This window comes from Micropruina sp. (genome assembly GCF_047606365.1).
Taxonomy (GTDB): Bacteria; Actinomycetota; Actinomycetes; order Propionibacteriales; family Propionibacteriaceae; genus Micropruina.
The window spans coordinates 34,010-54,566 of the sequence record NZ_JASGEN010000104.1 but is presented as its reverse complement, the minus strand read 5'-3'; the positions used below and the strand labels follow the sequence as shown (position 1 = coordinate 54,566).

Annotated in this window: 22 protein-coding genes and 1 tRNA gene; 12 read left to right on the top strand and 11 right to left on the bottom strand. The window is 67.8% G+C overall.

All coding sequences use genetic code 11. From position 1 onward, the window contains the following. Positions 1-6: 6 nt before the first annotated feature. Positions 7-795, top strand: coding sequence for a GNAT family N-acetyltransferase (locus QM624_RS11895; RefSeq protein WP_415092041.1), 789 nt, complete (start codon positions 7-9; stop codon positions 793-795). 4 nt (positions 796-799) lie between these two features. Next, positions 800-1,921, top strand: coding sequence for an o-succinylbenzoate synthase (gene menC / locus QM624_RS11890; RefSeq protein ID WP_415092039.1), 1,122 nt, complete (start codon positions 800-802; stop codon positions 1,919-1,921). Positions 1,922-2,102: 181 nt separating this feature from the next. Here the strand turns inward: menC and mshC are convergent, their stop codons facing one another. Then, positions 2,103-3,329 carry a cysteine--1-D-myo-inosityl 2-amino-2-deoxy-alpha-D-glucopyranoside ligase gene (gene mshC, locus QM624_RS11885; protein WP_415092037.1) on the bottom strand — a complete coding sequence of 409 codons (1,227 nt, stop codon included), beginning with the start codon at positions 3,327-3,329 and terminating at the stop codon, positions 2,103-2,105. 246 nt (positions 3,330-3,575) lie between these two features. On the opposite strand from mshC, the gene QM624_RS11880 reads away from it, so the two are divergent. Further along, entirely contained in the window at positions 3,576-4,409 is an 834-nt protein-coding gene (locus QM624_RS11880; protein ID WP_415092081.1) for an undecaprenyl-diphosphate phosphatase, read from the top strand. A 6-nt stretch (positions 4,410-4,415) separates the two neighbouring features. On the opposite strand, the gene QM624_RS11875 is transcribed toward QM624_RS11880, so the two are convergent. The 6 genes from QM624_RS11875 to QM624_RS11850 form a co-directional block, all read right to left on the bottom strand. Then, positions 4,416-5,114, bottom strand: coding sequence for an AroM family protein (locus QM624_RS11875; RefSeq protein WP_415092035.1), 699 nt, complete (start codon positions 5,112-5,114; stop codon positions 4,416-4,418). Then, a complete protein-coding gene (locus QM624_RS11870) occupies positions 5,111-6,400 on the bottom strand; it encodes an alpha/beta fold hydrolase (RefSeq protein WP_415092033.1) in 1,290 nt (429 codons plus the stop codon). Before QM624_RS11870 ends, QM624_RS11875 begins: the two co-directional genes overlap by 4 nt. Then, entirely contained in the window at positions 6,400-7,467 is a 1,068-nt protein-coding gene (locus QM624_RS11865; protein WP_415092031.1) for a hypothetical protein, read from the bottom strand. Before QM624_RS11865 ends, QM624_RS11870 begins: the two co-directional genes overlap by 1 nt. A 66-nt stretch (positions 7,468-7,533) precedes the next feature. Next, positions 7,534-9,246, bottom strand: a complete 1,713-nt coding sequence (locus QM624_RS11860) for an OPT/YSL family transporter (RefSeq protein WP_415092029.1) — start codon at positions 9,244-9,246, stop codon at positions 7,534-7,536. Then, positions 9,243-10,046 carry an IclR family transcriptional regulator gene (locus QM624_RS11855; RefSeq protein ID WP_415092027.1) on the bottom strand — a complete coding sequence of 268 codons (804 nt, stop codon included), beginning with the start codon at positions 10,044-10,046 and terminating at the stop codon, positions 9,243-9,245. The genes QM624_RS11860 and QM624_RS11855 overlap by 4 nt, the downstream gene beginning before the upstream one ends. A 168-nt stretch (positions 10,047-10,214) precedes the next feature. Continuing rightward, entirely contained in the window at positions 10,215-11,174 is a 960-nt protein-coding gene (locus QM624_RS11850) for a DUF1177 domain-containing protein (protein WP_415092025.1), read from the bottom strand. A 62-nt stretch (positions 11,175-11,236) separates the two neighbouring features. On the opposite strand from QM624_RS11850, the gene pepE reads away from it, so the two are divergent. After that, the gene (gene pepE / locus QM624_RS11845) at positions 11,237-11,938 is read left to right on the top strand and encodes a dipeptidase PepE (protein ID WP_415092023.1); all 702 of its coding nucleotides are present in this window, start codon (positions 11,237-11,239) and stop codon (positions 11,936-11,938) included. Between the two features lie 95 nt (positions 11,939-12,033). Here the strand turns inward: pepE and QM624_RS11840 are convergent, their stop codons facing one another. Beyond that, complete coding sequence (locus tag QM624_RS11840) at positions 12,034-12,999, bottom strand: aldo/keto reductase (RefSeq protein WP_415092021.1); 966 nt, start codon at positions 12,997-12,999, stop codon at positions 12,034-12,036. Positions 13,000-13,107: 108 nt separating this feature from the next. Continuing rightward, positions 13,108-14,424: a M20/M25/M40 family metallo-hydrolase gene (locus QM624_RS11835; RefSeq protein ID WP_298134360.1), complete on the bottom strand. Its 1,317-nt coding sequence runs from the start codon at positions 14,422-14,424 to the stop codon at positions 13,108-13,110. Between the two features lie 149 nt (positions 14,425-14,573). Between QM624_RS11835 and QM624_RS11830 the strand changes: the two genes are divergently transcribed. Next, a tRNA-Leu gene (locus QM624_RS11830) sits at positions 14,574-14,659 on the top strand. Between the two features lie 92 nt (positions 14,660-14,751). Here QM624_RS11830 and QM624_RS11825 read toward each other — a convergent pair. Together QM624_RS11825 and QM624_RS11820 are read right to left on the bottom strand one after the other, a co-directional pair. Next, positions 14,752-15,954, bottom strand: coding sequence for a tyrosine-type recombinase/integrase (locus tag QM624_RS11825; RefSeq protein ID WP_415092019.1), 1,203 nt, complete (start codon positions 15,952-15,954; stop codon positions 14,752-14,754). Continuing rightward, positions 15,951-16,718, bottom strand: coding sequence for a hypothetical protein (locus tag QM624_RS11820; RefSeq protein ID WP_415092017.1), 768 nt, complete (start codon positions 16,716-16,718; stop codon positions 15,951-15,953). The genes QM624_RS11825 and QM624_RS11820 overlap by 4 nt, the downstream gene beginning before the upstream one ends. Before the next feature lie 129 nt (positions 16,719-16,847). Here QM624_RS11820 and QM624_RS11815 point away from each other — a divergent pair, with 129 nt between their 5' ends. From QM624_RS11815 to QM624_RS11785, 7 genes are read left to right on the top strand one after another with little or no spacing between them, the layout of a single operon-like run. Continuing rightward, positions 16,848-17,123, top strand: a complete 276-nt coding sequence (locus tag QM624_RS11815; RefSeq protein WP_415092015.1) for a helix-turn-helix domain-containing protein — start codon at positions 16,848-16,850, stop codon at positions 17,121-17,123. Beyond that, positions 17,120-17,368 carry a hypothetical protein gene (locus QM624_RS11810; protein ID WP_415092013.1) on the top strand — a complete coding sequence of 83 codons (249 nt, stop codon included), beginning with the start codon at positions 17,120-17,122 and terminating at the stop codon, positions 17,366-17,368. The genes QM624_RS11815 and QM624_RS11810 overlap by 4 nt, the downstream gene beginning before the upstream one ends. 32 nt (positions 17,369-17,400) lie before the next feature. Beyond that, positions 17,401-17,727 (top strand): hypothetical protein, encoded by a 327-nt coding sequence (locus tag QM624_RS11805; protein ID WP_415092012.1) that lies wholly within the window; start codon positions 17,401-17,403, stop codon positions 17,725-17,727. Beyond that, positions 17,724-18,527, top strand: coding sequence for a hypothetical protein (locus tag QM624_RS11800; protein WP_415092010.1), 804 nt, complete (start codon positions 17,724-17,726; stop codon positions 18,525-18,527). Before QM624_RS11805 ends, QM624_RS11800 begins: the two co-directional genes overlap by 4 nt. After that, positions 18,524-18,853: a hypothetical protein gene (locus tag QM624_RS11795; protein WP_415092008.1), complete on the top strand. Its 330-nt coding sequence runs from the start codon at positions 18,524-18,526 to the stop codon at positions 18,851-18,853. The genes QM624_RS11800 and QM624_RS11795 overlap by 4 nt, the downstream gene beginning before the upstream one ends. Then, complete coding sequence (locus QM624_RS11790) at positions 18,850-19,200, top strand: hypothetical protein (protein ID WP_415092006.1); 351 nt, start codon at positions 18,850-18,852, stop codon at positions 19,198-19,200. Before QM624_RS11795 ends, QM624_RS11790 begins: the two co-directional genes overlap by 4 nt. Further along, positions 19,200-20,540, top strand: coding sequence for an AAA family ATPase (locus QM624_RS11785; protein ID WP_415092004.1), 1,341 nt, complete (start codon positions 19,200-19,202; stop codon positions 20,538-20,540). Before QM624_RS11790 ends, QM624_RS11785 begins: the two co-directional genes overlap by 1 nt. Positions 20,541-20,557 lie beyond the last annotated feature (17 nt).

Here is a 20,557-nt window from a genome sequence, read left to right as displayed (position 1 = left end):
GGCGCCATGGAGTCTCTCCGACAGCCGGACGTCCGAATCGACGAGCTCACCCGCCACGACGACCGGGTCGCGGCGGCCGCGCTGCTGGCCGCGATCTGGGGCGTACCGCCCGCCGAATCGCCGGTGCCGGCCGATCTGATGACGGCGCTGACGCACGCCGGCGGTTGCGTGCTCGGCGCCTGGACACTGGACGGCGCCCTGGTGGGCGTGACGATCGGTTTCGCCGGCGCGCCCGGCTCGGATCGGGTCTACTCCTACATCGCCGGCGTGGACGCCTCGTTCGCCGGACGAGGCCTGGGTCGCCGGCTCAAGCTCGCCCAGCGCGACTGGGCGCTGGCCCGCGGTGCGGCGATCCTGACCTGGACCTACGATCCGCTGATCCGCCGCAACGGCCATTTCAACCTGAATCGGCTCGGCGGGCGGGTGACCGAGTTCGTCCGGGACTACTACCCACCGATGCTGGACGCGGTCAACGCCGGCGATCTTCCGGACCGGTTCGTCGTCGAATGGACGTTGGCCGACGACCCGGGCGGGCGCCCGCTGCCGGCTGGCGCGTCGACCAGCCCGATCGTGCTGGCTTCGATCGACGGTGAACCCGAGGTGCGGCCGGCGTCCGGGGAGATCGTTCGGGCCTGGGTGCCGTCCGACATCGAGGGGCTGCGGGCCGGGGATCCTGGTCTCGGACGCCGCTGGCGGGTGGCGGCGCGGGAAGCCTTCGGATCGCTGTTCGGCGACGGCTTCCGTCCGGTAGGGATTGATGCCGACGGCCACTACGTCTTCGTGAAAGGTGCCTGATCCGATGTCCGCGACCCTCGAACTACGCCGGCTCGCCATGCCGCTGGTCCGCCCGTTCCGCACCAGCAAGGGCGAGGAGACCGTCCGCGACGTGCTGGTGGCGTCCTGGACAGACTCCGACGGCGTCACCGGCTGGGCGGAATCGGCCGCCGATGCCGAGCCGACCTACTTTCCCGAATACATCGACGGTGTCCGGCAGACCATCGAGCAGGTGCTGCTGCCGCTGCTGGCCGAGGGTGTCGACTCCGCCGAGCCGCTGACCGCCGGCGGTGTGCGCCGGGCGTTCGCCGAGGTGCCCGGCAATCCGCTGGCCCGCGGGCTGCTCGAGACGGCGGTGCTGGACGCGGAACTGCGCCGTCACCGGATGCCGCTGGTCGACTTCCTGTGCTCGACGCGGCGTCCGATCCGGGTCGGGGTGTCGGTGGGCATCCCCGGCGACCTGGACACGCTGCTGTCCTGGGTCGGCGGCTATCTCGAGGACGGCTACCGCCGGGTGAAGCTGAAGATCCAGCCAGGCTGGGATCTGGCGCCGGTGCGCGCCGTCCGGGAGGCGTTCGGTGACGACCTGCCGTTGCAGGTGGATGCCAACCAGGCCTACACGCCGGCCGACATTCCGTTGTTGAGCAGGCTGGACGAGTTCGGACTGGTGTTGATCGAGCAGCCGTTCGCCCGGCACGAGTTGCTCGGGCACGCGAAGCTCGCGGCCCGCCGCGGCACCCCGGTGTGCCTGGACGAGTCGGTGCTGTCCCTCGACGACGCGATGACGGCGATCCGGCTGGGCGGCGCCGACGTGATCAACATCAAACCCAGCCGGGTCGGCGGCTACCTCACCTCGCGACAGATCCACGACGTCTGCCTGGCCAACGGCGTTCCAGTGTTTTGCGGCGGCACTCTGGAAACCGCGATCGGACGGGCCGCCAACCTGGCCCTGGCCACATTGCCCGGCTTTACTCTGCCCGGCGACATCTCCGCCACATCCCGGTACTACGCCGCCGACATCGGCCCCTCATTCGAGCTGGACGCCGACGGCTGCCTGACCGCGCCGTCCGGCCCCGGCGTCGGCATCGAGGTCGATCTGGACGCTGTCGAGGAGTTCACCGTGGAGTCCACCACCCTCACCCTCTGAACCTCGCACACGCGGGGACGGTTCTTCGACGTTCGGCTTTCGCATCTTCGGGGACGGTTCTTCAACGTTCGAAATTCGCACGAGTAAGAACCGTCCCCCCGATGTGCGAAATTCGGAGGACCAAGAACCGTCCCCGGACGTGCGGATTTCGCACACCGGAGAACCGTCCCCGGAAGTTCGATCAGAGGCGAACGCCGAGCAGGGCGTCCAGCGCTTCGGTCACCGTCGCGGCGGCGGACGGGTCGTCGCCGGATTCCGAGGCCCAGGCGTCCATCGCGGCCAGGGCGGCCGGGGAATCCAGGTCGTTGCGCAGGGCGTCGCGGAGGGCGGCGATCAGCGGCTCGGCGGACGGGGCTGCGGGACGGGCCACCGCCTCCCGCCAGCGGGTCAGGCGCTGCTGGGCCTCGGTCAGCGCGTTCGCCGTCCATTCCCAGTCGGTGCGGTAGTGATGGGCGAGCAGCCCGAGCCGGATCGCCATCGGGTCGGCGCCGGAGGCACGCAACCGGCTGACCAGCACCAGGTTGCCCCGGGATTTGCTCATCTTCTCGCCGTGCAAGCCGACCATTCCGGAATGCACATAGGCCTTCGCGAACGGCTGCCGGGTCGCCATCGCACCCTCGGCGGCGCACATCTCGTGATGCGGGAAGATCAGGTCGGAGCCGCCACCCTGAATGTCGAACGAGGCGCCCAGGTATTGCAGCGCGATCGCGGTGCATTCGATGTGCCAGCCCGGCCGTCCGCGTCCCAGTCGCGATTCCCAGGACGGCTCACCGGGTCGCTCCAGTCGCCAGACCAGACAGTCCAGCGGATCCTTCTTGCCCGGACGGTCCGGGTCGCCACCGCGCTCGGCGAACAGCGCCACCGCCTCGTCGTCGGTGAGCTTGGAGAGCCGTCCGAAGCCGGGTGCGCGGCGGACCTCGAAGTACCAGTCCGGATGCTCGGCGTCGTCCACCTGATAGATCGCCCCGGTCAGCTTGAGCGACTCGATCAGATCGACCACAGCGGGAATCGCCTCGACGGCGCCGATGTAATGCTGCGGCGGCAGCACCCGCAACGCGGTCATGTCCTCGCGGAACAGGTTCACCTGGTCCTCGGCGAGGTCCTCCCAGGCCACCCCGGTCTGTTCGGCCCGCTCCAGCAGCGGATCGTCCACATCGGTGACGTTCTGGGTGTAGATCACCCGATGTCCGCAGTCGAGCAGCGTCCGGTACATCAGGTCGTAGGCGACATAGGTGTTGGCGTGGCCCAGATGCGTCGCGTCGTAGGGGGTGATGCCGCAGACGTAGAAGCGTGCCTCGTCATTGTCCGGCACGACGTCGACGAGTTCGTCGAGTGCGGTGTCGTGAATCCGTAGCCGGCCGGCTGCGCCGTCCAGGGTGGGTACATCCGGCGCGGTCCAGGCTTTCACCGATTCCTCCTCTTTGGCGCCACCTCAGGGCCGGACGCCAGCGTATCGTCGCGACGGCACCGAGCCGGCACGGCCCGGGTGGGCTCCCGTGGTCTACGAGGTCGCTGCGTCCTCAACCTCCGCGGTCATCGCGGCATTCCTGAATATTTGATGACGCCGCGCCGCTCGCGCCACAACGCGGCGCGAAAGCGGCCGAAAGGGCCAGCTAAGCTGTCCGGCGGCCATCTCGCCGGAAGGAAACCCATGATCAACTGGTGGCAATCGATCGTGCTCGGCATCGTCGAGGGCATCACCGAGTTCCTGCCCATCTCGTCCACCGGGCATCTCACCGTGGTCGAGAAACTGATGGGTGTCGCGATCGACGACCCGAGTATCACCGCGTACACCGCGATCATTCAGGTGGGCGCGATGATCGCCTCGATCATCTACTTCTGGTCCGACATCGTTCGGTTCGGCGGCGCTTGGTTCAGCGGACTGCGGGACGTCTCGAAGCGGAACTCCGACTACCGGATGGGCTGGGCGATCATCGCCGGCTTCGCCGTGACGGCGGTCATCGCACTACTGGGCGAGCCGCTGATCACCGGGCCGCTGCGCAGCCTGTGGGCGGTCGTCATCGGCCTGGTGGGCTGGTCGATCGTGATGTTCGTCGGTGACCGGGTCGGCAAGCAGACCCGCGGTGAGGACTCCATCACGGTCAAGGACGGCCTCATCCTCGGCGCTCTGCAGTCGCTGGCACTGGTGCCCGGCGTCTCCCGCTCGGGTGCCACCATCACCACCGGCCTGCTGCTCGGCCTCGACCGGGTCTCGGCGACCCGGATGAGCTTCTTCCTCGGCATCCCGACGCTGGTGGCGTCCGGGCTGTACCAGGCGGTCAAGGAGGCCAAGCACATCGCGGACGGCGTCGGCTGGGCCTCCACCATGGTCGGCACGGTGGTCTCCGGTGTGGTCGCCTACGTCTCCATCGCCTGGCTGCTGCGGTACGTCTCGAAGAACAACTTCACCTGGTTCATCGTGTACCGGCTCGCGCTGGCCGCCGTCATCATCGTGCTGCTGCTCACCCAGACGATCAGCGCCACCTGAGCCCGCTCAGAGCATCGCGGCCAGCAACCGGGCTCCGAGCGAGCGGACGGTGACCACCGGCACAGGATGCCCGGCCTCGGCACAGGCCGCGCGCGCCGCGCGTTCCGCCTCGCGTCCGTAGCCGATGCAGTCCAGCACGATCAGGTCGGACGAGCCGGCGATCGAAGCGGCGGCCCGGGCGATGTCATCGACGGAGTCCGCATAGGGCGATGCCGCCGCCGCTCCCCCGATCACCGCACCGACGCTGCGCTGCCAGCGGGCGACGCCCTCGTCGAGTTGATCGGCCAGCGGGTTGACCACGCCGAGCCGGGGCGCGTCGAAGCCGCTGAGCAGGCCTCGGACGGCCGCGTGCGCCAGCGGCTCGAGGGCGAACACCGGCCTGGTGTGCGGGAACTCCGGAAAGTGTGAGGAGCAGATCAGCAGTGTGGCGTCCGCGCCCTCGGATTCACCGCGGGCGATGGCCTGGGCCAGCAGTGGCTCGACGGCCGCATGGGTGAAGACGGCATGTCCGCCGTCCCGCAGCCGGGAGGTGAGCACACCGACCGCACCGGGACTCGGCGCGAGGTCGGCGATCTGCTCGGGTGTCAGCTTGTCCAGCGCTCCGTGTTCCACGATCCGCACACCGGCGCCGAGGATCTCGGCGAGTTCCGGCGTGACGTCGATCCGGGGTGCCTGTCCGATGGTGACCACCGACAACGTGCTCATGCCAACGCCTCCTTCAATCGTCCGTACAGTGTCGCGCCGTCGGCACGGATGCCGTCATGCTGGTACTCGGCGCTGATCACCGGCCGCAGCCCGGCGATCAGCGCCGCCGTCCGCTGTTGCGACGCGAACGGCACGAACATGTCGGGTGTGTACATCGCGGCCGCCACCGGTACCTGGTTGGCCGCCAACGCGTCCAGGTCGTACAACTCCCCCCAGTCGTCCACTTCGGCCAGCAGCTCGGCGGAACCGCGCAGCGGAGCCAGCGCCGGGTCTTGCTCGAACTGCCAGGGGAACATGTGCTCGCCGACGAAGCAGAACCGCTCCCCCAGCTCTTCCGGCGGAGTGGCGAACACCTCGAACCGGTTCCGGACGCGGTGCGCAGCCCAGGCGGTCGGCGCCAGCCCAGGGCGTCCGTAGATGGATTCGTGCAGCACGGCGTAGAGCGGATTCTGCGCCATGCTGAGCCGGACGCCCCACTGGGCCAGGCTGTGCGACTTCAACCGCCGAGCGCCACTGACAACGGTGAACGGATCCTCCAGCGCGTAGTGCAGCGCATCGAAGTCGGACGCCGTCCCCAACCCGATGCCGAGCTTCTGGAACCGTTCGGGGGTCAGCCGCTCGCCGGTGGGCAGCAGTTCCTCGACGTCGGCCAGGTGCCGCGCCACCCGTCCGCACAGCTCCCGGTCGCCGGGATAGCGAGTGAAGAACTCGTCGTTGCGCCGCGCCGTCAGCGGATAGGTCTCGGCATAGACGTCGTCGGCGGACGCGACGCCGCCGTCGGCGGTGACAAACGGCGGCAGTCCGGCTGCAATCATCACCCCGGCCAGCGAGGACGGTGCCGCACTCAGATAGCGGGTCAGGATGAAGCCGCCGAAGGACTGGCCCAGCGCCCACCAGGTGTCCACCTCAAGCGCGTCGCGCACGGCCTCGGCGTCGGAAACGATCGAGTCGGCCCGGAAATGCCGCAGGTACTCGGCCTGCTCGGCCGAGCTCAACCCGGCCAGGCTCTGGGCATCGGCCGGTGTCGATCGCCCGGTGCCGCGCTGGTCGAGCAGCACCACCCGGTGGTCGTTCAGGGCGGCGTCCAGCCAGCCGGAGATCGACTCGGGCCGCTGGGCCCGGTTGCCCGGGCCGCCCTGGAACCAGACCAGGTACGGCGCGTCCCGGCGTCCCTCACGGACCAGTTCGCGGGCGAACACGGTGATCCGGCGCGGATCGTCGGCACCCCAGACCAGTGGCACCTCGACGAGGTGTTCGCGGTACTCGACTCCTCCGAACGCGATCATCAGTACCCGCTGACACCCAGGTCGTGGCAGATCGCGACCAGGTCGGGGTGCACGTACTTGCCGTTCTCTTCGATCGCGACGCCGTCGCAGTAGATCGAGGGCAGCACGTTGGAGCCGTCGGTGTGAGCCGCGGCCACCCACGGCTCGCCGCCGATCCAGGCACCCTTGGTGCCGATGCCGAACTCGACGCAGCCGAAGACCCGCTCGTCCTCGACGATCCGGCCGGTCGACCGGGTCACCCCGGGGTTGAAGCCGAGCGACCAGTGCGCCACCCGGTACATATTCGGGTCGCCGTGGCTGGCCATCCAGTTGCGGTAGATGGCGGCGTCCGAGCCCTGCCCGGAGATGTCGGTGACCACGCCGGACTCGACGGTGAGGGTGATCGGGTTGGCGATCAGGCCGTTCTCGTCGGGCGGCCAGGCGGCACCGTCGAAGACGATGGTGCCGTTCTGGGTCTCTTCCAGGGGATTGAATGAGATCTGCCCGGCCAGCATCACCGACATGCCCGGCTTGTCGGCCGGAATGCCCCGCAGGTGGATCGGCCGGTCACCGCGCTGGGCGGAGATGTCCATGCCGTTGGCCGAGGTCATCCGGATCACGCTGGCCGACTCCAGCAGTTCGACCAGGCGGTTGCCCAACCGGGTGACCCCCGCGTAATCGACCCGACCGACCGTGTCTACCAGCATCTGCACATCGAGCCCGGTCAGGCAGGTGTAGCGGGTGCCCCGCTCCATCGCCGCCCGGAAGGCGTTGCTGTGCATGATGTAGCCGAGTTGCAGTTCGATCCACACGTCGGCGCCCAGCGCCGCGCCGGCCACCGGCTTGGGCGGTTCGATGGCCGAGGCGTACCGGGTCTCGTAACGGACGATCACCGGATGCGCCCCCACGCCCAGCGCGGCCCCGGCCAGCAACTCGGCCACCCGCATGTCCGAGGAGGTGTCGGCGGTGATCAGCACGTCCTCGCCGGCCTTCACGCACATGATCTCCTCGATCAGTTTGCGGGCGGCATTGAACGCCTCGAAGGCCAGGTACTCGTTACGGGATTCGACGCGGTTGGTGACTTCCATTTCCTCTTCTGCTTCTCTTCGATTCGGTTCGGTTCTGGACGGCGGTCGGCTGCGGACGCCGCGGCGTCACTTCGCCTTGAACAGGTTGGCGGCCGAGGCCAGCGCGTCGCCGGCGATGAATCCGGCGCCGACCAGCGACAGTTGCTCCTCGGCCTCTTCACCCTTCCACTTCCGGACGGCGACCCGCACCAGTAGCGCGATGAAGATCGCCCAGCAGGCGTTCGGCGCACTGATCAGCAGGCCGGTGGCCAGCATCACGCCCATCTGCCGCTTGGGTCCGCCGATGGCCTGGATGAGGGCGCCGGGAATTGCCCAGATGATCATGTTCTGCAACGTGTGCGGGTTGGTCAGGCCGGCGGAGATGGTGTCGGCGTACACCTTGGAGACCGGCGGAATCTGCCCGCTCTCGAAGTAGGTCTTCCACAGCAGCATCACGCACACCGCCGCGACCAGGAAGCCGACCAGGCTGCTCTTGAACTGTTCCCGCTTGCCGGCGAGGTCGTAGCGGGCGTAGTCGGGCTGGAAGGAGGCATCCTTGCGCAGCAACCAGCCGGCCTTCAGGTCGTAGCCCATGTCGGCGAAGGCCGGTCCGGTGGCCGAGCAGTAGGCCACCAGGACCACCATCGGCACGTCGGGAAACCCGATCAGCAGGCCGATCACCAGGAAGATCAGGGTGACCGCAAAGGCCGGGAACCAGCCGGAGTGCATGGCCGCGAGCCCCACGATGATCTCGTGGACAAAGGCTGCAACTGCTGCGAAGACCACCCAAAGGATCAGCATGCCGATGCTCATCTCGTAGATCAGTCCCGTGGTCACTGCCAGCAGGACCGCTGCCCCGAGGAACAGGCTGTAGCCGATGATCAGGCTTCGACGCAGAGTGGCGGCGTCAACCGTGGTGGCGTAGGCGTGGTCGGCACTGTGATCGATGTGCCCGTGGTCGTCGACGGTGGTACTCGTCTTGGCCGCCGCGAGCCGCGCCTCGGCCAGCTTGGCGTCGGCTTCCACCTTCTTCTTCGCCTTGCGATCGGTGAACAAGAAGAACGCCTGGATCAGCGACACGATGCCGGCGCCCACCATCACGCCGTGCGGGATGAACTCGGCGTTGATGTCGAGACCCTGCAGACCAGGAACGAGGTTCACGTACTGGCGGCTCATCAGGCCGACACCCCACATCAGCAGCGCCCAGATGTTGCCGATCAGGGCAACGCCGGCGGCCGAGAACGGCAGCGCGAAGAAGAAGGTCCCGAGGCCGGCGACGATCGTCGAGCCGAACAGGATGACGGCACTGCGGCCGCCCTCATCGCCCGCCTTGATGGTTTCGGCGGCGGCGACGCCGGGCGGCCAAGGGTTCGTGGCGGGCAGGAACTGTGAGCCGAAGCAGCGGTAGAGCACCCAGGCGTCCACCAGCAGGCCGATCACCGCACCAGCGAAGATCGGCCAGATCAGGTCTACCCGGTTGAACGCCCAGGCCACCGCGATCGGGGTGAGCAGTGCGTTGGCAGCGCCGAAGGTGGCCGATGAGATGGCGGTCTGAGCGAGGTTCTGCCGGTTCTTGTCGCGGAACTTGCTCAGTCCGAAGATGGCGACCCGGCCGAGCGCCATGGCGACCAGTGCGCCGATCACCGAGGTGTTGGCGCTGATGCCGAGGGTGGTGATCAGCCGCATGCCGATGAAGGCACCGACCACCGAGAGCACCAGAGTCACCACCAGGGTGAGCGGTTCGAAGGCGCGCGGGTGGTTCAGTTGCGGTGCGATGGGAGCTTTCTGGTCCTGAGTCATGGACGTCCGATCGGGTTGAGGGATTGGGAAGTCTGGCGGTCGAGCGCGGCATTGAGGTCGGCAGCGGCACGGCGTACCAGGTCGAGCAGATGGTCGGCCTGGCCATCGAGTTCGGGTGGCGGTCCCACCACGCCCAACGAGGCGATCACGGCACCGTCCAGGACGACGGGCGCTGAGATGGCCATGACGCGGAGGTCGTATTCCCCGCGCGAGATCGAGTAGCCGTCCTGGCGTGCAGCGGCGTGCCGGGCGCTCAGCGTCGCGACATCCAGATCGGTGGCCTCGGTGTGATCGGCGAGCAGCCGTCCGGCGATGTCCGGATCGGGATGGTGGGCGAACAGCACATGCCCGCTGGCCCCGCCGGCGCCCGGGAACCAGCGGCCCAGCTCGGTGGCGAAGCGCAGGTCGCTGGGCCCGTCCGCGGAGGCCACGGTGCGGTAGCCGAGCCGGTCCATCACACAGAGCACGACCGACTCGCGGGCGGCGCGGGCCAGCTCGTCAATGATCGGCTGGGCAGTCCGGGGCAGCGCACCCTGGCGGGCGGCCCGCTCGCCCAGCAACACCAGGGTGGGCCCGAGCACGTAGCGTCGCGACCGGGGGGTGGGCATCAACAGCCCGCCGGCGGCCAGCGAACTGAGCAGCCGGTGCACCCGGGACTTGTCCATGCCCAGTTCTTCGGCGAGATCGGTGACCCCGCGTTCGGGGGCCGCGTCGGTGAACGCCAGCAGCACCTCGATCGCGCCACCGACTGTGCCCAGCCCCTGTCTGGCGGGTTGCGTCGTCCGTAGACCCTCGCTCATCTCGACCGCTTTCGCAAATAGTGAGAAATGTTTCTCACTGTGTGAAGTTGGGAACGATCATGAACCCGAAACAGGGTCGCTGACAAGACCCTCGGGCAGGCTGTCTTCAGGATGTAACGGGCCGCATCCTTCAGTGCTGGCGCGGCGATCGACGCGATGGTCGCAAGGTCAGCCCTCCTCGACCGGCCCACCTTCGCCGGGTGTCTGCAGGAAGGCCAGCGAGCCGTAGCGGCGCTGCAGTTCGTCCCACTCAGCGGCGTCGAAGAACTGCAGCCAGCCCTCGCCGTAGGCCTTGGCGACCTCGATGCAGAAGCGTCCGGCCTCTTCGATGTCGGTCTCGCGGGACGCCCCGGTTGCCGACCCGGCCACCGCAGTCTGCGCCACCAACGCGACACCGACGACCGGCGCCTCGGTCGCACAGGTGGGCTGCAGGATCGAGTTCAGGTGGTACAGACCGTTGGAATACGGAGTGATGTCCTGGGTGGAGAGCGGGAAGACCTGGGCGGGGATTCCGCAGACCGTCTCGTACATGGCCACCAAATCGGGTGCGACCGGCAGCAGGTAGCCCTGCCGCGCGGTGTTCGAGATGGCCATTCCGCGATGGTTGATCACCTTGTTGCCCTTGGTGGTGTCCACCGACAGGATCACCTCCATCGCGGGAAGCACCTCATGGTCGTTCGCGGTGTCCATCGAGATCGGCGAGTCCATGAACGGCACCGGATCATGCGGCCGAGTGGGTGCGCTCGGGCAGACGTGCGTCGAGCAGATGACGTCGCCCGGCAGCCGGTCGCCGCGCCGCGCCATGTCGATCAGCTTGGCCGCCACCGCGAGCGCGGTGCAAGCTCCGTCGCCATCGGAGACGTAGCCGATCCGCTCCGGACGAGCACCGATGCCGCCGAGGCGCCCGACCACACCGAGCGTGCGAGACTCTCCCCCGGCGAGACGTCCGGTCGTGCCCGGAATCACGACCCGGACGAAGTCGGTGTGACCCCGGGGTCCGGTGACCCGCTCGAGGTCGTAACGGATGTCGAGGTCGGGCGCGATGGCCCGCAGGTGGTCGATGGCCCGCTGCCCGTCGACAGTGGGATCGTCCAGCAGATCGTGCACTGCGAGTACCTGGCTGAGCATTCCGGTTTCCTCCTGACAAGGGTTGATGATGCGCCGTCCGCGATCTTGGCAGGATGAGCGCCATGCGTCTGCTCTTGCTATCGAACAGCACCGCGCCCGGTCGCGGCTACCTGGAACACGCCACGGAGGCGCTCGGCGAACTATTCACCGGCGCCCACGAGGTGGCCTTTGTACCGTTCGCACTGGCCGATCATGACGGCTACACGGCAACCGTGGCGTCGGCTCTAGCGAGGTTCGGCGTCCGCGTCGTCGGCGCGCACACCGGGCCCGCAACGCGAATCGTCGAGCAGGCGGACGCGGTATTCATCGGCGGCGGCAACACATTCCGGCTGGTGGACGCGCTCTACCGCACCGGTCTGATCGAAACCGTGCCCGCGCTGGTGCGTGCCGGCATGCCCTACCTGGGGTCGTCGGCCGGCACCAATGTCGCCACGCCCTCGCTGCGCACTACCAATGACATGCCGATCGTCGAACCGCCGTCGTTCGCCACTCTGGACCTGGTGCCATTCCAGATCAACCCGCACTACCTGGACCCCGATCCGACCTCAACACATCAGGGCGAGACGCGGGACGAACGGCTGCGCCAGTACCTGGAGGACAACGACACTCCGGTGCTGGCGATGCGCGAGGGAACCTGGCTGCGCCGCGACCGCCACACGCTCAGCTTCGAGGGTTCTCTGGCTGGAGGCCGGCTCTATCGCCGAGGCTCGGGGGTAGTCGAGATCGGGACGCCGTCCGACCTGTCGGGGCTGCTGGCCGGCTAACGTCCCAGCCCTCCGACCGCTCGTCGAACTCCATAGCGCTCGCTGAATTCGGCGAGCCCCAAATAGTTGGGCGAGCGGTTGTGAAGGGGCGCGTACTAGGCAGAACGCCCGGCGTTCGGACCGCCGCTGACGTCGTCCAGGGCGGCGGTGATCTCGGCGGGCAACTCGAGTTCTTCGGTTTCCAGCAGATGGTCGAGTTGTTCGACGGTACGCGGACCGATCAGCGGCGCGGTCACTCCGGGGGCGTCCCTGGTCCACAGCAGCGCGACCTGCGCGCAGGACAGGTCGAGGCCGTCCGCGGCGGTCGCCACGGCGTCCACCACTGAGCGTGAGCGGGGCTCGAGATAGGGCTCGACGAACCAGGAGAAGTGGGTCTGCCCACCCCGGGAGTCGCGCGGAATGCCCGTCCGGTAGCGTCCGGCGAGCACGCCGCGGCCCAGCGGTGACCAGGCCAGCAGGCCCAGGCCGAAGGCACGGACGGCCGGAATCACCTCGACCTCGGCGCGGCGGGCCAGCAGTGAGTACTCGACCTGGGTGCTGACCATCGGAGCCCGTCCGGGGAAGGCGGACTGCCAGGTCGCTGCCTGCGCGGTCTGCCAGCCGACGAAGTTCGACACCCCGGCGTAGCGCACCATGCCGGTGGACACCGCGTGGTCGATGGCGGCCAGCGACTCCTCCAGCGGTGCCGCACCCCAGGCGTGCAGCTGCCACAGGTCGACGTGGTCGGTGTGCAGCCGCCGCAGCGAACCGGCCAGATCGTCCAGCAACGCCGTCCGGGAGGTGTCGACCACCCGGCGCCCACCCCGGACGCCGAAGCCGCCCTTGGTGGCGATCACCAGGTCGTCGCGGGTGAGGTCGGTGTGGATGGCCCGGCCGATGATCCGTTCGGCGTCGCCGTTGCCGTAGGCGGCGGCCGTGTCGACCAAGGTGCCGCCGGCTTCGACGAACCTGTTGAGCAGGGCGCGCGCCTGGCTGGGCGGGACGTCACGGCCCCAGGTCAGCGAGCCGAGGCCGAGACGCGACACCTGCAGGCCGCTGTCTCCGACGGCACGACGATCCATGGCGGCCACCCTAGGGGGTCCGAGGCCGCTCACCCCACGCCGCTCGCCGCGCCGGAACCGCGCTCGCCCACGACATCAGCACCCTCGGGTGCAAAGGTCCCGCGACGATCAGGCCTGGTCGAGGAACCGGTCCAGCACCCGCGCGCCGAACTCCAGGGACGCCGTCGGCACCCGCTCATCGACGCCGTGGAACATCGCCACGAAGTCGAGGTCGGGCGGCAGTTGCAGCGGAGCGAACCCGAAGCAGCGGACGCCGAGCTTCGACCAGGCCTTGGCGTCGGTGCCGCCACTCATCAGGTAGGGCACCGCCTTGCCCTGCGGATCCTCGGCCTCCAGGCAGGACTGCATCGCCTCGACCAGCGCGCCGGAGAACTCGGTCTCGACCGCGTCATAGTGACTGCCGATCTCATAACGGACCTTGTCACCGAGCAGTTCGGTGAGGGTGGCGAAGAACTCGTCGGAGTAGCCGGGAATGAATCGGCCATCGACACCGGCGGTGGCCTTGCCGGGAATCACGTTCACCTTGTAGCCGGCGTTCAACATCGTCGGGTTGGCGGTATTGGCCATCGTGGCGCCCACCATCCGCGCGATGGTGCCCAGCCGCGCCAGCGATTCCTCCACCGAATCGGCGTTGATCTCGACGCCGAGGGCGTCCTCGACCGCGTCCAGGAACGCCTGCTGGGCGGGATGGATGCGGTGCGGCCACTCGTGGGTACCGATCCGGGCGACCGCCCCGGCCAGCGCGGTGACGGCGTTGTCGGAGTTGCGCATCGAGCCGTGGCCGGCGGTGCCGTCCGCGATCAGATTGAGCCAGGCCAGACCCTTCTCGGCGGTCTGGATCAGGTAGAGCCGCAGGTCGTCGCGGACGGTGAGCGAGAAGCCGCCCACCTCGCCGATCGCCTCCGGGCAGTCCGCGATCAGCTCAGGGTGCTTCTCGACCAGCCAATGCGCGCCCAGGCCGCTGCCGGCCTCCTCATCGGCGGTGAACGCGAACCTGATCGGACGCCGCGGCGCGCGTCCGGTGCGGACCCGGTCACGGACCACCGACAGCACCATGGCGTCGAAGTCCTTCATGTCGACCGCGCCGCGGCCCCACACGCAGCCGTCCTTGACCTCGCCGGCGAACGGGTCGACCTGCCAGTCGGACGCCTGCGCCGGCACCACGTCGGTATGACCATGGATCAGCAGCGGCGGCAGCGACGAATCGCAGCCCTCCGGCTCCCAGTGCGCGATCAGGCTGGTGCGGTTCGCCTCGGGTTCGTACAGCTGCGAGTCGATGCCCACGTCGGCCAACTTCTCGGCAACGTACTCGGCGGCGCCACGCTCGCCCTTCGAGCCGTCCGGCCCGAAATTAGAGGTGTCGATCCGGATCAGTTCACTGCACAGTTGGACGACTTCGGACTCGGGGGCACTCTGCACGCTCATGCCGCCCATCTTGCCGTACCTCTCGGGCCGGGACGGCGTCCGGATCACTGGGCGATGGCTCCTCGTGGACTGGGATTCGGTCGAGTTGAGCGTGCCCGGCCCAGCCGGATATGCTGACGTGGTTGCCCGGTCCGCCGGGTGCACACCCTGTCCGGGTGGCGGAATAGGTAGACGCGCTAGCTTGAGGTGCTAGTGCCCGTTATAGGGCGTGGAGGTTCAAGTCCTCTCTCGGACACAAGCAAGGCTCCGTGTTTCCCCTAGTGGGGGACTCGGAGCCATTTCGTTTCCGGCTGGAATCCGCTCCGTGATACCCATCTGATACTTACGTCACCCCGCGCCGCCCATCAGGGCCGCAAACTGCACTGCTGCCTCGCGTTGCATGCCGGGCATCACGTGCTGGTAGGTGTCCCAGGTGATCCCGACGCTCGCATGCCCGAGCCGTTCGGAGACGATCTTCACGTTGATGCCGGCCTTCAGCAGCAGGGTGGCGTGCGTGTGCCTGAGGTCATGCAGGCGGACGGCTGGCAGGGCATCTTCGCCGGGCTTGCGAGCGCAGCTGGCCACCGACTCGGTGAACCGGCGTGTGAACGCATCAGGGTGCAGCCGGTCGCCCTCTTGGTTGGCAAACACGAGCGCAGTGTCGCGGATCAGCGGCATCGCCAGCGCGCCACGAGCCAGCCTGTGGGTCTTCAGCACCGCGACTGTCGTCGGGTCGATGTCCACGACACGGGACGCCTTGCCCTTCGTCAGACCCTCGATCAACGACAGACCCTGCCCTTTGGTGCGAACGGGCGTGAGCGACCGCCGGATGCTGATCCTGCCGTCGTTCAGATCGACATCGCGCCACCGCAGCGCAAGGAGTTCGCCGCGGCGCATGCCGGTGTAGGCGAGCAGGTGCCAGGCCGGGAAGATGTCGGTGCGGCGCTCCTTCGCCCACGCGAGGAACAGACTCAGTTGCTCACCGGTCCACGGGTGGATCTCGGGGGACTTCGCATCACGAGCGGACGGCGGCACGGCCAGGGTGGCGGGGTTCTTGGCGATCTTGCCGTGGTCGACGGCCGACTTCATCGCGGCCTTGACGATCGTGTGCACGTAGCGAACGGAGCGCGGCGAGAGGCCTGTGCCCTTCTTGTGGTTCACCTTGCCGCTGGTCTCGAGTTCGCGGTAGAGCTTCGTGAGGCGGGGGCCGGTGAGTTGCTGCAACGGCACGTTGCCGAGGTAGGGCTTCACGTGGTGTTCGATGTTGCGTCGATAGCTGGCCATCGAGGATGGCGCGAGCCGCAGCCCGTCGACCCACTCGTCGAGCCAGTCGCCGAGGGTCGTCTTGGTCGGCGCGACATAGCGGCCGTTCCGGATGTCGGCGTTGATGTCGCCCAGGGCGTCCGCTGCTGCCTTCTTCGTCAGATATCCGCGCTTGAGCCTGACGACACCTTCGGCGTCGTGGTACTTGATGAGCCAGCGGCCGCCGGCTTTGGTCTGGTACTGGCTGACGCTGCCCTCGCCGCGTGCACGGCGCTTCGTCTTGGTCATTTTCCTTCCCATCCGCCCGACTCGAGAATCGCGAGCAACCTCCGGCCTGGCTCCCCACCGCTAGCCCCCGGTTTGGGCGCCGCACTCAAGAACTCACGCACTCGAGCTTTGTGCACCCAGTCGCGCACCGTTTCGATCGGCACCGGGTTCGCCTCGCTGTAGGGCTCCGGCGCTACAGCGAGTCCCACACGCCGCAGGATTCCCCGACCATGTGGCAACTCTCGTAGGTAGGCCAGCGCTACCTCGGCCAGGAAGTCATCTGCGAGTTCGGGGCGCCCACGTCGGCGCGGTTCGCTAGAGGTGGCCGCCTCGCGCTTTCCCCATTTCAGGAACAAGCGCTGCGCGCTCCGATCAGGCACGTTCTGTCGGAGCCCTGCGACGGTTGTCGCTGCCGAAGCCGGCGACAATCGACGCAGGAGGTTGGCGTCAATTCCGCCGGCGGGAGTTGCAGCGTCCTCTGCCTCTACAAGCAGGCTCCGCACGACTAGCTTCCCGTCCTGCTCAGTGAAGACCCACCGAACTCGCCATCCTGGCAGTGAGTCGTCGTCCAGCGCTGCCACCGCGTCGTTGCGGTGATGCTCCGGCGTCAACGAGCGACGTTCGAGCCCTCGCCACAGCCTCTCCCTGAACTCCTTGTCCCACGTTATGGCCTGCCGAGTCTCCCGCGCCTGGGCGGCGCGTGCGTCGGGAGTGTGGCATTCATCTTCAGTGGGTGTGATCCAGGGGTAGTCCAGAACGCTTTGTAGGTCCTCTTCGTCATCCACGCGAGCATTGTCGCCGCGATGGTGCCATTTCGTCAACTGTTGCGCATGACAGTTGTTTTACCTGACGGAAAATCACCGCTCCCGGCCCAACCGTAGATAAAACCCCATGAAGCGCGCCACTGTGGTGCCATGGATGAACCCCTAAGTGAGGAACTCGCCGGGCTCCAAGACCTGTTGCGACTTCAGCAGTCACTGCCTTCCCCGGCCATGTGCCGCGCTCTGCGCGTATCCGCCGGGCTTTCGACCACCGCAGTCGCGACTCCGGTCGGTGTCACGCGACAGACGGTCAGCAAGTGGGAGCGTGGAGTGCGCAAGCCTCGAGGTGAGCATCTCCGCAAGTACGTCGCCGTGCTGAGCACACTCCGAGACATCCAGCACGTAGTGATCCAGCGAGCAGCGGCATGAACGGCGTGCCCTGCGTCCAGGTCGGCAAGGTCTGGCGCATCCCAACGGATCCGTTCCTGTCCGACACACAGCTGACGCGGGAATCGTTGCCGGCTGAGCTACGTGACCGGCTGTTCCTCACCGTCACCGAGGCCGCGAACCTCTTGAGCGTTGACCCCCGCACCCTCCGACGGTCGCTCAAGCTTGATGAGCAGCGCCGCGGTACAGGCCTCCGTGTCGTATCTGACCAGGGCAGGGCCGCATGATGCGAGAAAGCCGCCCCGTGGGCGGTACCACGATGGCGGCTCAAGCTTTCCCGGCTCTGCAGCCCACATTACCCGAAGGGCCCGAACAGGCCTGTCGCAACGCCGACGACCGGTGGCTCGACTGCGCCGAACGAGCACTCGGCTGGTGGGCCGAGACCGGCCAGCCGTTCACCGCTGACGACCTCCGAGCCCTCGGAGTCCCAGACCCCGACCACCCCAACCGTGTTGGTGGCCTGTTCCGACGGGCTTACCGAACAGGGCTGATCGAGCCCGTCGGCTACATTCCGTCGACCAGGCCGAGCCGCAACGGCGGCGTCCTCCGTACCTGGCGCGGCGTCCGGAAGGACAAGGCAGCGTGACCGGAAACTCAGCAGAACCGCTCCGCGGCACCGGCCTCGTCCAGCACGGCCTGGACGGCGGCTTCACCGTCCGCCCGGAGCATCTCCCGTCACCGTGGCTCCGAGAGCAGATGAACCTGATCCTTCGACGGTTCACGAACGGCAGCCTCCGCAGCTGTCCCCACCCTGGCCATCGCATGGTCGCACTCTGGGCACCAGACAAGCTCCGCTGCAGCGCGTGCGCCGTCCCTGCCGAAGAAGCCCGTTCCCATGCCTACGGGGAGTGCGATCGCTGCAACCAGCGGCCCGCCCGAGAGTTGATCGGTCTCGGCGTGTTCGCAACTGACCGGATCGTCGTCGAAACAGTCCTGTGCGAGCAATGCGCCGAACTCGAAGGCCTGCCACCACTGCCGGTACGGGAGTCGACCATACCGACATCATCACCGAGTTCGCTGGCGTTTGTCCGTCGCAGCGAAACCGAGGGCGCCATCGTGACCCGCCCCGACCACACGCCATCTGACTGGCTGGCCTCTGTCGTCAGAGAGCTCGCGGGACGCCTTGTCGACGGCACTCTGACTCAATGCCCGGCCACCCACTCCGCACCACGACTCGTGTCGCTCCACGACCCAGACCGGCTCCGCTGCTGGCCCTGCTATGTCGACAACTACGCGATGCATGGCCGCGACACCGCCGCCTGTGACCGGTGCGGAGACGTCCCCGAGCCAGCCGCCCGCCTGACGGGATTCTCCTATCGGGCAATGCCGACGGTCCTGCTCTCGGTCGAACTCTGCCCAGGTTGCGCCATCCAGGAGGGCCTGTGATCTGCACGACACTCCCCGACGTCAAGAGCGCCCACGCTCGCGGCACCAGCGACGCCGTAGCCGCCCGGGCCGCCTGCCATCAGGTCATCGTCTACGTCGGCCCACACACCACCTGCTGGGTCCTCGGCGGCGTCATGGTCATCACACCCACCATCCCCGCCACGACCAGCCGACGCGAACGACGCAGGCTCGAGCGACGAGTACTCGCCAACCTGCTCGGCGCCTGCCCCACCTGCGGCGCCACAGCCACAATCACCACACCCGGGACAGCACTAACCCAGCACCGGGCGGGTTGCGACCTGGCAGACCGTGAGGCGACAGCATGACCGCCACCTCGCAACGCTCACTAGGTCAGGCTGACTTCTCGGTCGAAGTCGGCCGACGATGCGCTGACATGCTCGGCGGCATCGTCCCCGACATCCTCGCCGACGCGATGGCCGAAGGCATGGCCAGATTCTGGGAACGCCGCGCAGCCACCATCGAGGACGCCCGACCACGCCCTGGCGACTTCGTCGGCAAGGCCACCCCGAGCGAACTAGCCGAACGCTTCCAGCGGCTCACTAGCACCGCGTTGCAGTGCCGCCGGCACGCGCAACTACTCCGAACCGACGGACTGCCCCCGCACATCCATGACGAGATCGCGGACGTCCTCACCGAGACGAGGGCCGCCTGATGGGAATCGCAATCGCGTTGACCCCCCGCACCGACGTTGACGAACCCGACGACGTCAGCCCCGAGGCCGACGGACTCGAGGCGACGCGCAAGTTGCTCAGCCGGATCCGCAACGGTGCATGGCTGGACGAGCAGCGCTTCGCCGCCCTGCAGTGGACGATCCCAGGACTGATCCCGGAAGGATTCGGCCTGCTCATCGGCCCACCGAAGATCGGCAAGTCATGGTTCGTTCTCGGCGTCGGCCTCGCAGCCGCCGTAGGAGGTAAGGCGCTCGGACACATCCAGGTTGAGCAGCGACCCGTCCTGTACGCGGCGCTCGAAGACGGCGACCGCCGCATGCAGGACCGCAGCCGACACCTCATGCACGGCAAGGCACTACCGAAGCCGTTCGAGTACTTCACGCAAGCCACCCCGGACGAGCTTCTACCGATCATCGAGACCTGGCTCGACCAGCACCCGGACGGCCTCGTCATGCTCGACACGCTCGGCAAAGTCATGCCCCGAGCCCTTCCCGGCGAGGGGGTCTACCAGCGTGACTACCGGATCGGTGGCGTGCTCAAACGCATCACTGACAAGCATCCCGGCAGCACCATCCTCGTCGTTCACCACAAGAAGAAGGGCGGTGCGGCCGACTGGATGGACGCCACCAGCGGCACGAACGGCCTCAACGGGTCCGCTGATTTCACCATCCTCATCGAACGAGCCCGCGGCGAAACCGAAGCCATCATCAGAGTCACCGGTCGTGACGTGAACGAGGGCGAGTACGCCGCCACAGCTGACGGCGGCCACTGGGCCATCGCGGGCGAGTCGCTCACTGAAGCCGCACAGGCAGCCCGCCAGACCGCGGCCACGATTGGTCTGGGCGAGGACAGCGCTCGCATCGTCGAGTACGTCACAGCCAACCCGAACGTGGGGCCTTCCACGATCGCAGCAGCGCTCAATCTGGACGGTCAGAACGTACGCGTCTACCTCGGGCGCCTGACCGCGCAAGGACGGCTCACGAAGCCCGAACGAGGCCGCTACATGGCTGTCACCTCTGTTACGTCGTCACCTGTTACCAACAACCACCCGACTCCCCCTGTTAGGGGTGTGAGTAAGGAAAGTGACGAACGTAACAACGTAACTGAGGTAACACCCCTTCCAGGGCTGGCCGAGGACGCCACAGCGACACCGAGCTGCACCATCTGCCACCAGGCACTCACCGAGGCCGGCGCCACCACCCACGCCAACTGCGACCCCACCGCTCAGCGTCGCCGCTGCAGCGTCAAGGGCCACGACACCCACCCACGCCCGGACGTCTGCAGCACCTGCGCAGCCATCGCACAAGGCGGGCGGGCGTGAACACAACAACCAGACCC

What these genes read in the sequence shown, in the direction of transcription:
- QM624_RS11825 (WP_415092019.1), bottom strand. Translation starts at nt 15,954, where the DNA reads ATGACCAAGACGAAGCGCCGTGCACGCGGCGAGGGCAGCGTCAGCCAG.
- QM624_RS11835 (WP_298134360.1), bottom strand. Translation starts at nt 14,424, where the DNA reads ATGAGCGTGCAGAGTGCCCCCGAGTCCGAAGTCGTCCAACTGTGCAGT.
- QM624_RS11840 (WP_415092021.1), bottom strand. Translation starts at nt 12,999, where the DNA reads ATGGATCGTCGTGCCGTCGGAGACAGCGGCCTGCAGGTGTCGCGTCTC.
- QM624_RS11860 (WP_415092029.1), bottom strand. Translation starts at nt 9,246, where the DNA reads ATGACTCAGGACCAGAAAGCTCCCATCGCACCGCAACTGAACCACCCG.
- menC (WP_415092039.1), top strand. Translation starts at nt 800, where the DNA reads ATGTCCGCGACCCTCGAACTACGCCGGCTCGCCATGCCGCTGGTCCGC.
- QM624_RS11790 (WP_415092006.1), top strand. Translation starts at nt 18,850, where the DNA reads ATGACCGCCACCTCGCAACGCTCACTAGGTCAGGCTGACTTCTCGGTC.
- QM624_RS11895 (WP_415092041.1), top strand. Translation starts at nt 7, where the DNA reads ATGGAGTCTCTCCGACAGCCGGACGTCCGAATCGACGAGCTCACCCGC.
- pepE (WP_415092023.1), top strand. Translation starts at nt 11,237, where the DNA reads ATGCGTCTGCTCTTGCTATCGAACAGCACCGCGCCCGGTCGCGGCTAC.
- QM624_RS11870 (WP_415092033.1), bottom strand. Translation starts at nt 6,400, where the DNA reads ATGATCGCGTTCGGAGGAGTCGAGTACCGCGAACACCTCGTCGAGGTG.
- QM624_RS11865 (WP_415092031.1), bottom strand. Translation starts at nt 7,467, where the DNA reads ATGGAAGTCACCAACCGCGTCGAATCCCGTAACGAGTACCTGGCCTTC.
- QM624_RS11805 (WP_415092012.1), top strand. Translation starts at nt 17,401, where the DNA reads ATGGCGGCTCAAGCTTTCCCGGCTCTGCAGCCCACATTACCCGAAGGG.
- QM624_RS11785 (WP_415092004.1), top strand. Translation starts at nt 19,200, where the DNA reads ATGGGAATCGCAATCGCGTTGACCCCCCGCACCGACGTTGACGAACCC.
- QM624_RS11815 (WP_415092015.1), top strand. Translation starts at nt 16,848, where the DNA reads ATGGATGAACCCCTAAGTGAGGAACTCGCCGGGCTCCAAGACCTGTTG.
- QM624_RS11875 (WP_415092035.1), bottom strand. Translation starts at nt 5,114, where the DNA reads ATGAGCACGTTGTCGGTGGTCACCATCGGACAGGCACCCCGGATCGAC.
- QM624_RS11855 (WP_415092027.1), bottom strand. Translation starts at nt 10,046, where the DNA reads ATGAGCGAGGGTCTACGGACGACGCAACCCGCCAGACAGGGGCTGGGC.
- QM624_RS11850 (WP_415092025.1), bottom strand. Translation starts at nt 11,174, where the DNA reads ATGCTCAGCCAGGTACTCGCAGTGCACGATCTGCTGGACGATCCCACT.
- QM624_RS11810 (WP_415092013.1), top strand. Translation starts at nt 17,120, where the DNA reads ATGAACGGCGTGCCCTGCGTCCAGGTCGGCAAGGTCTGGCGCATCCCA.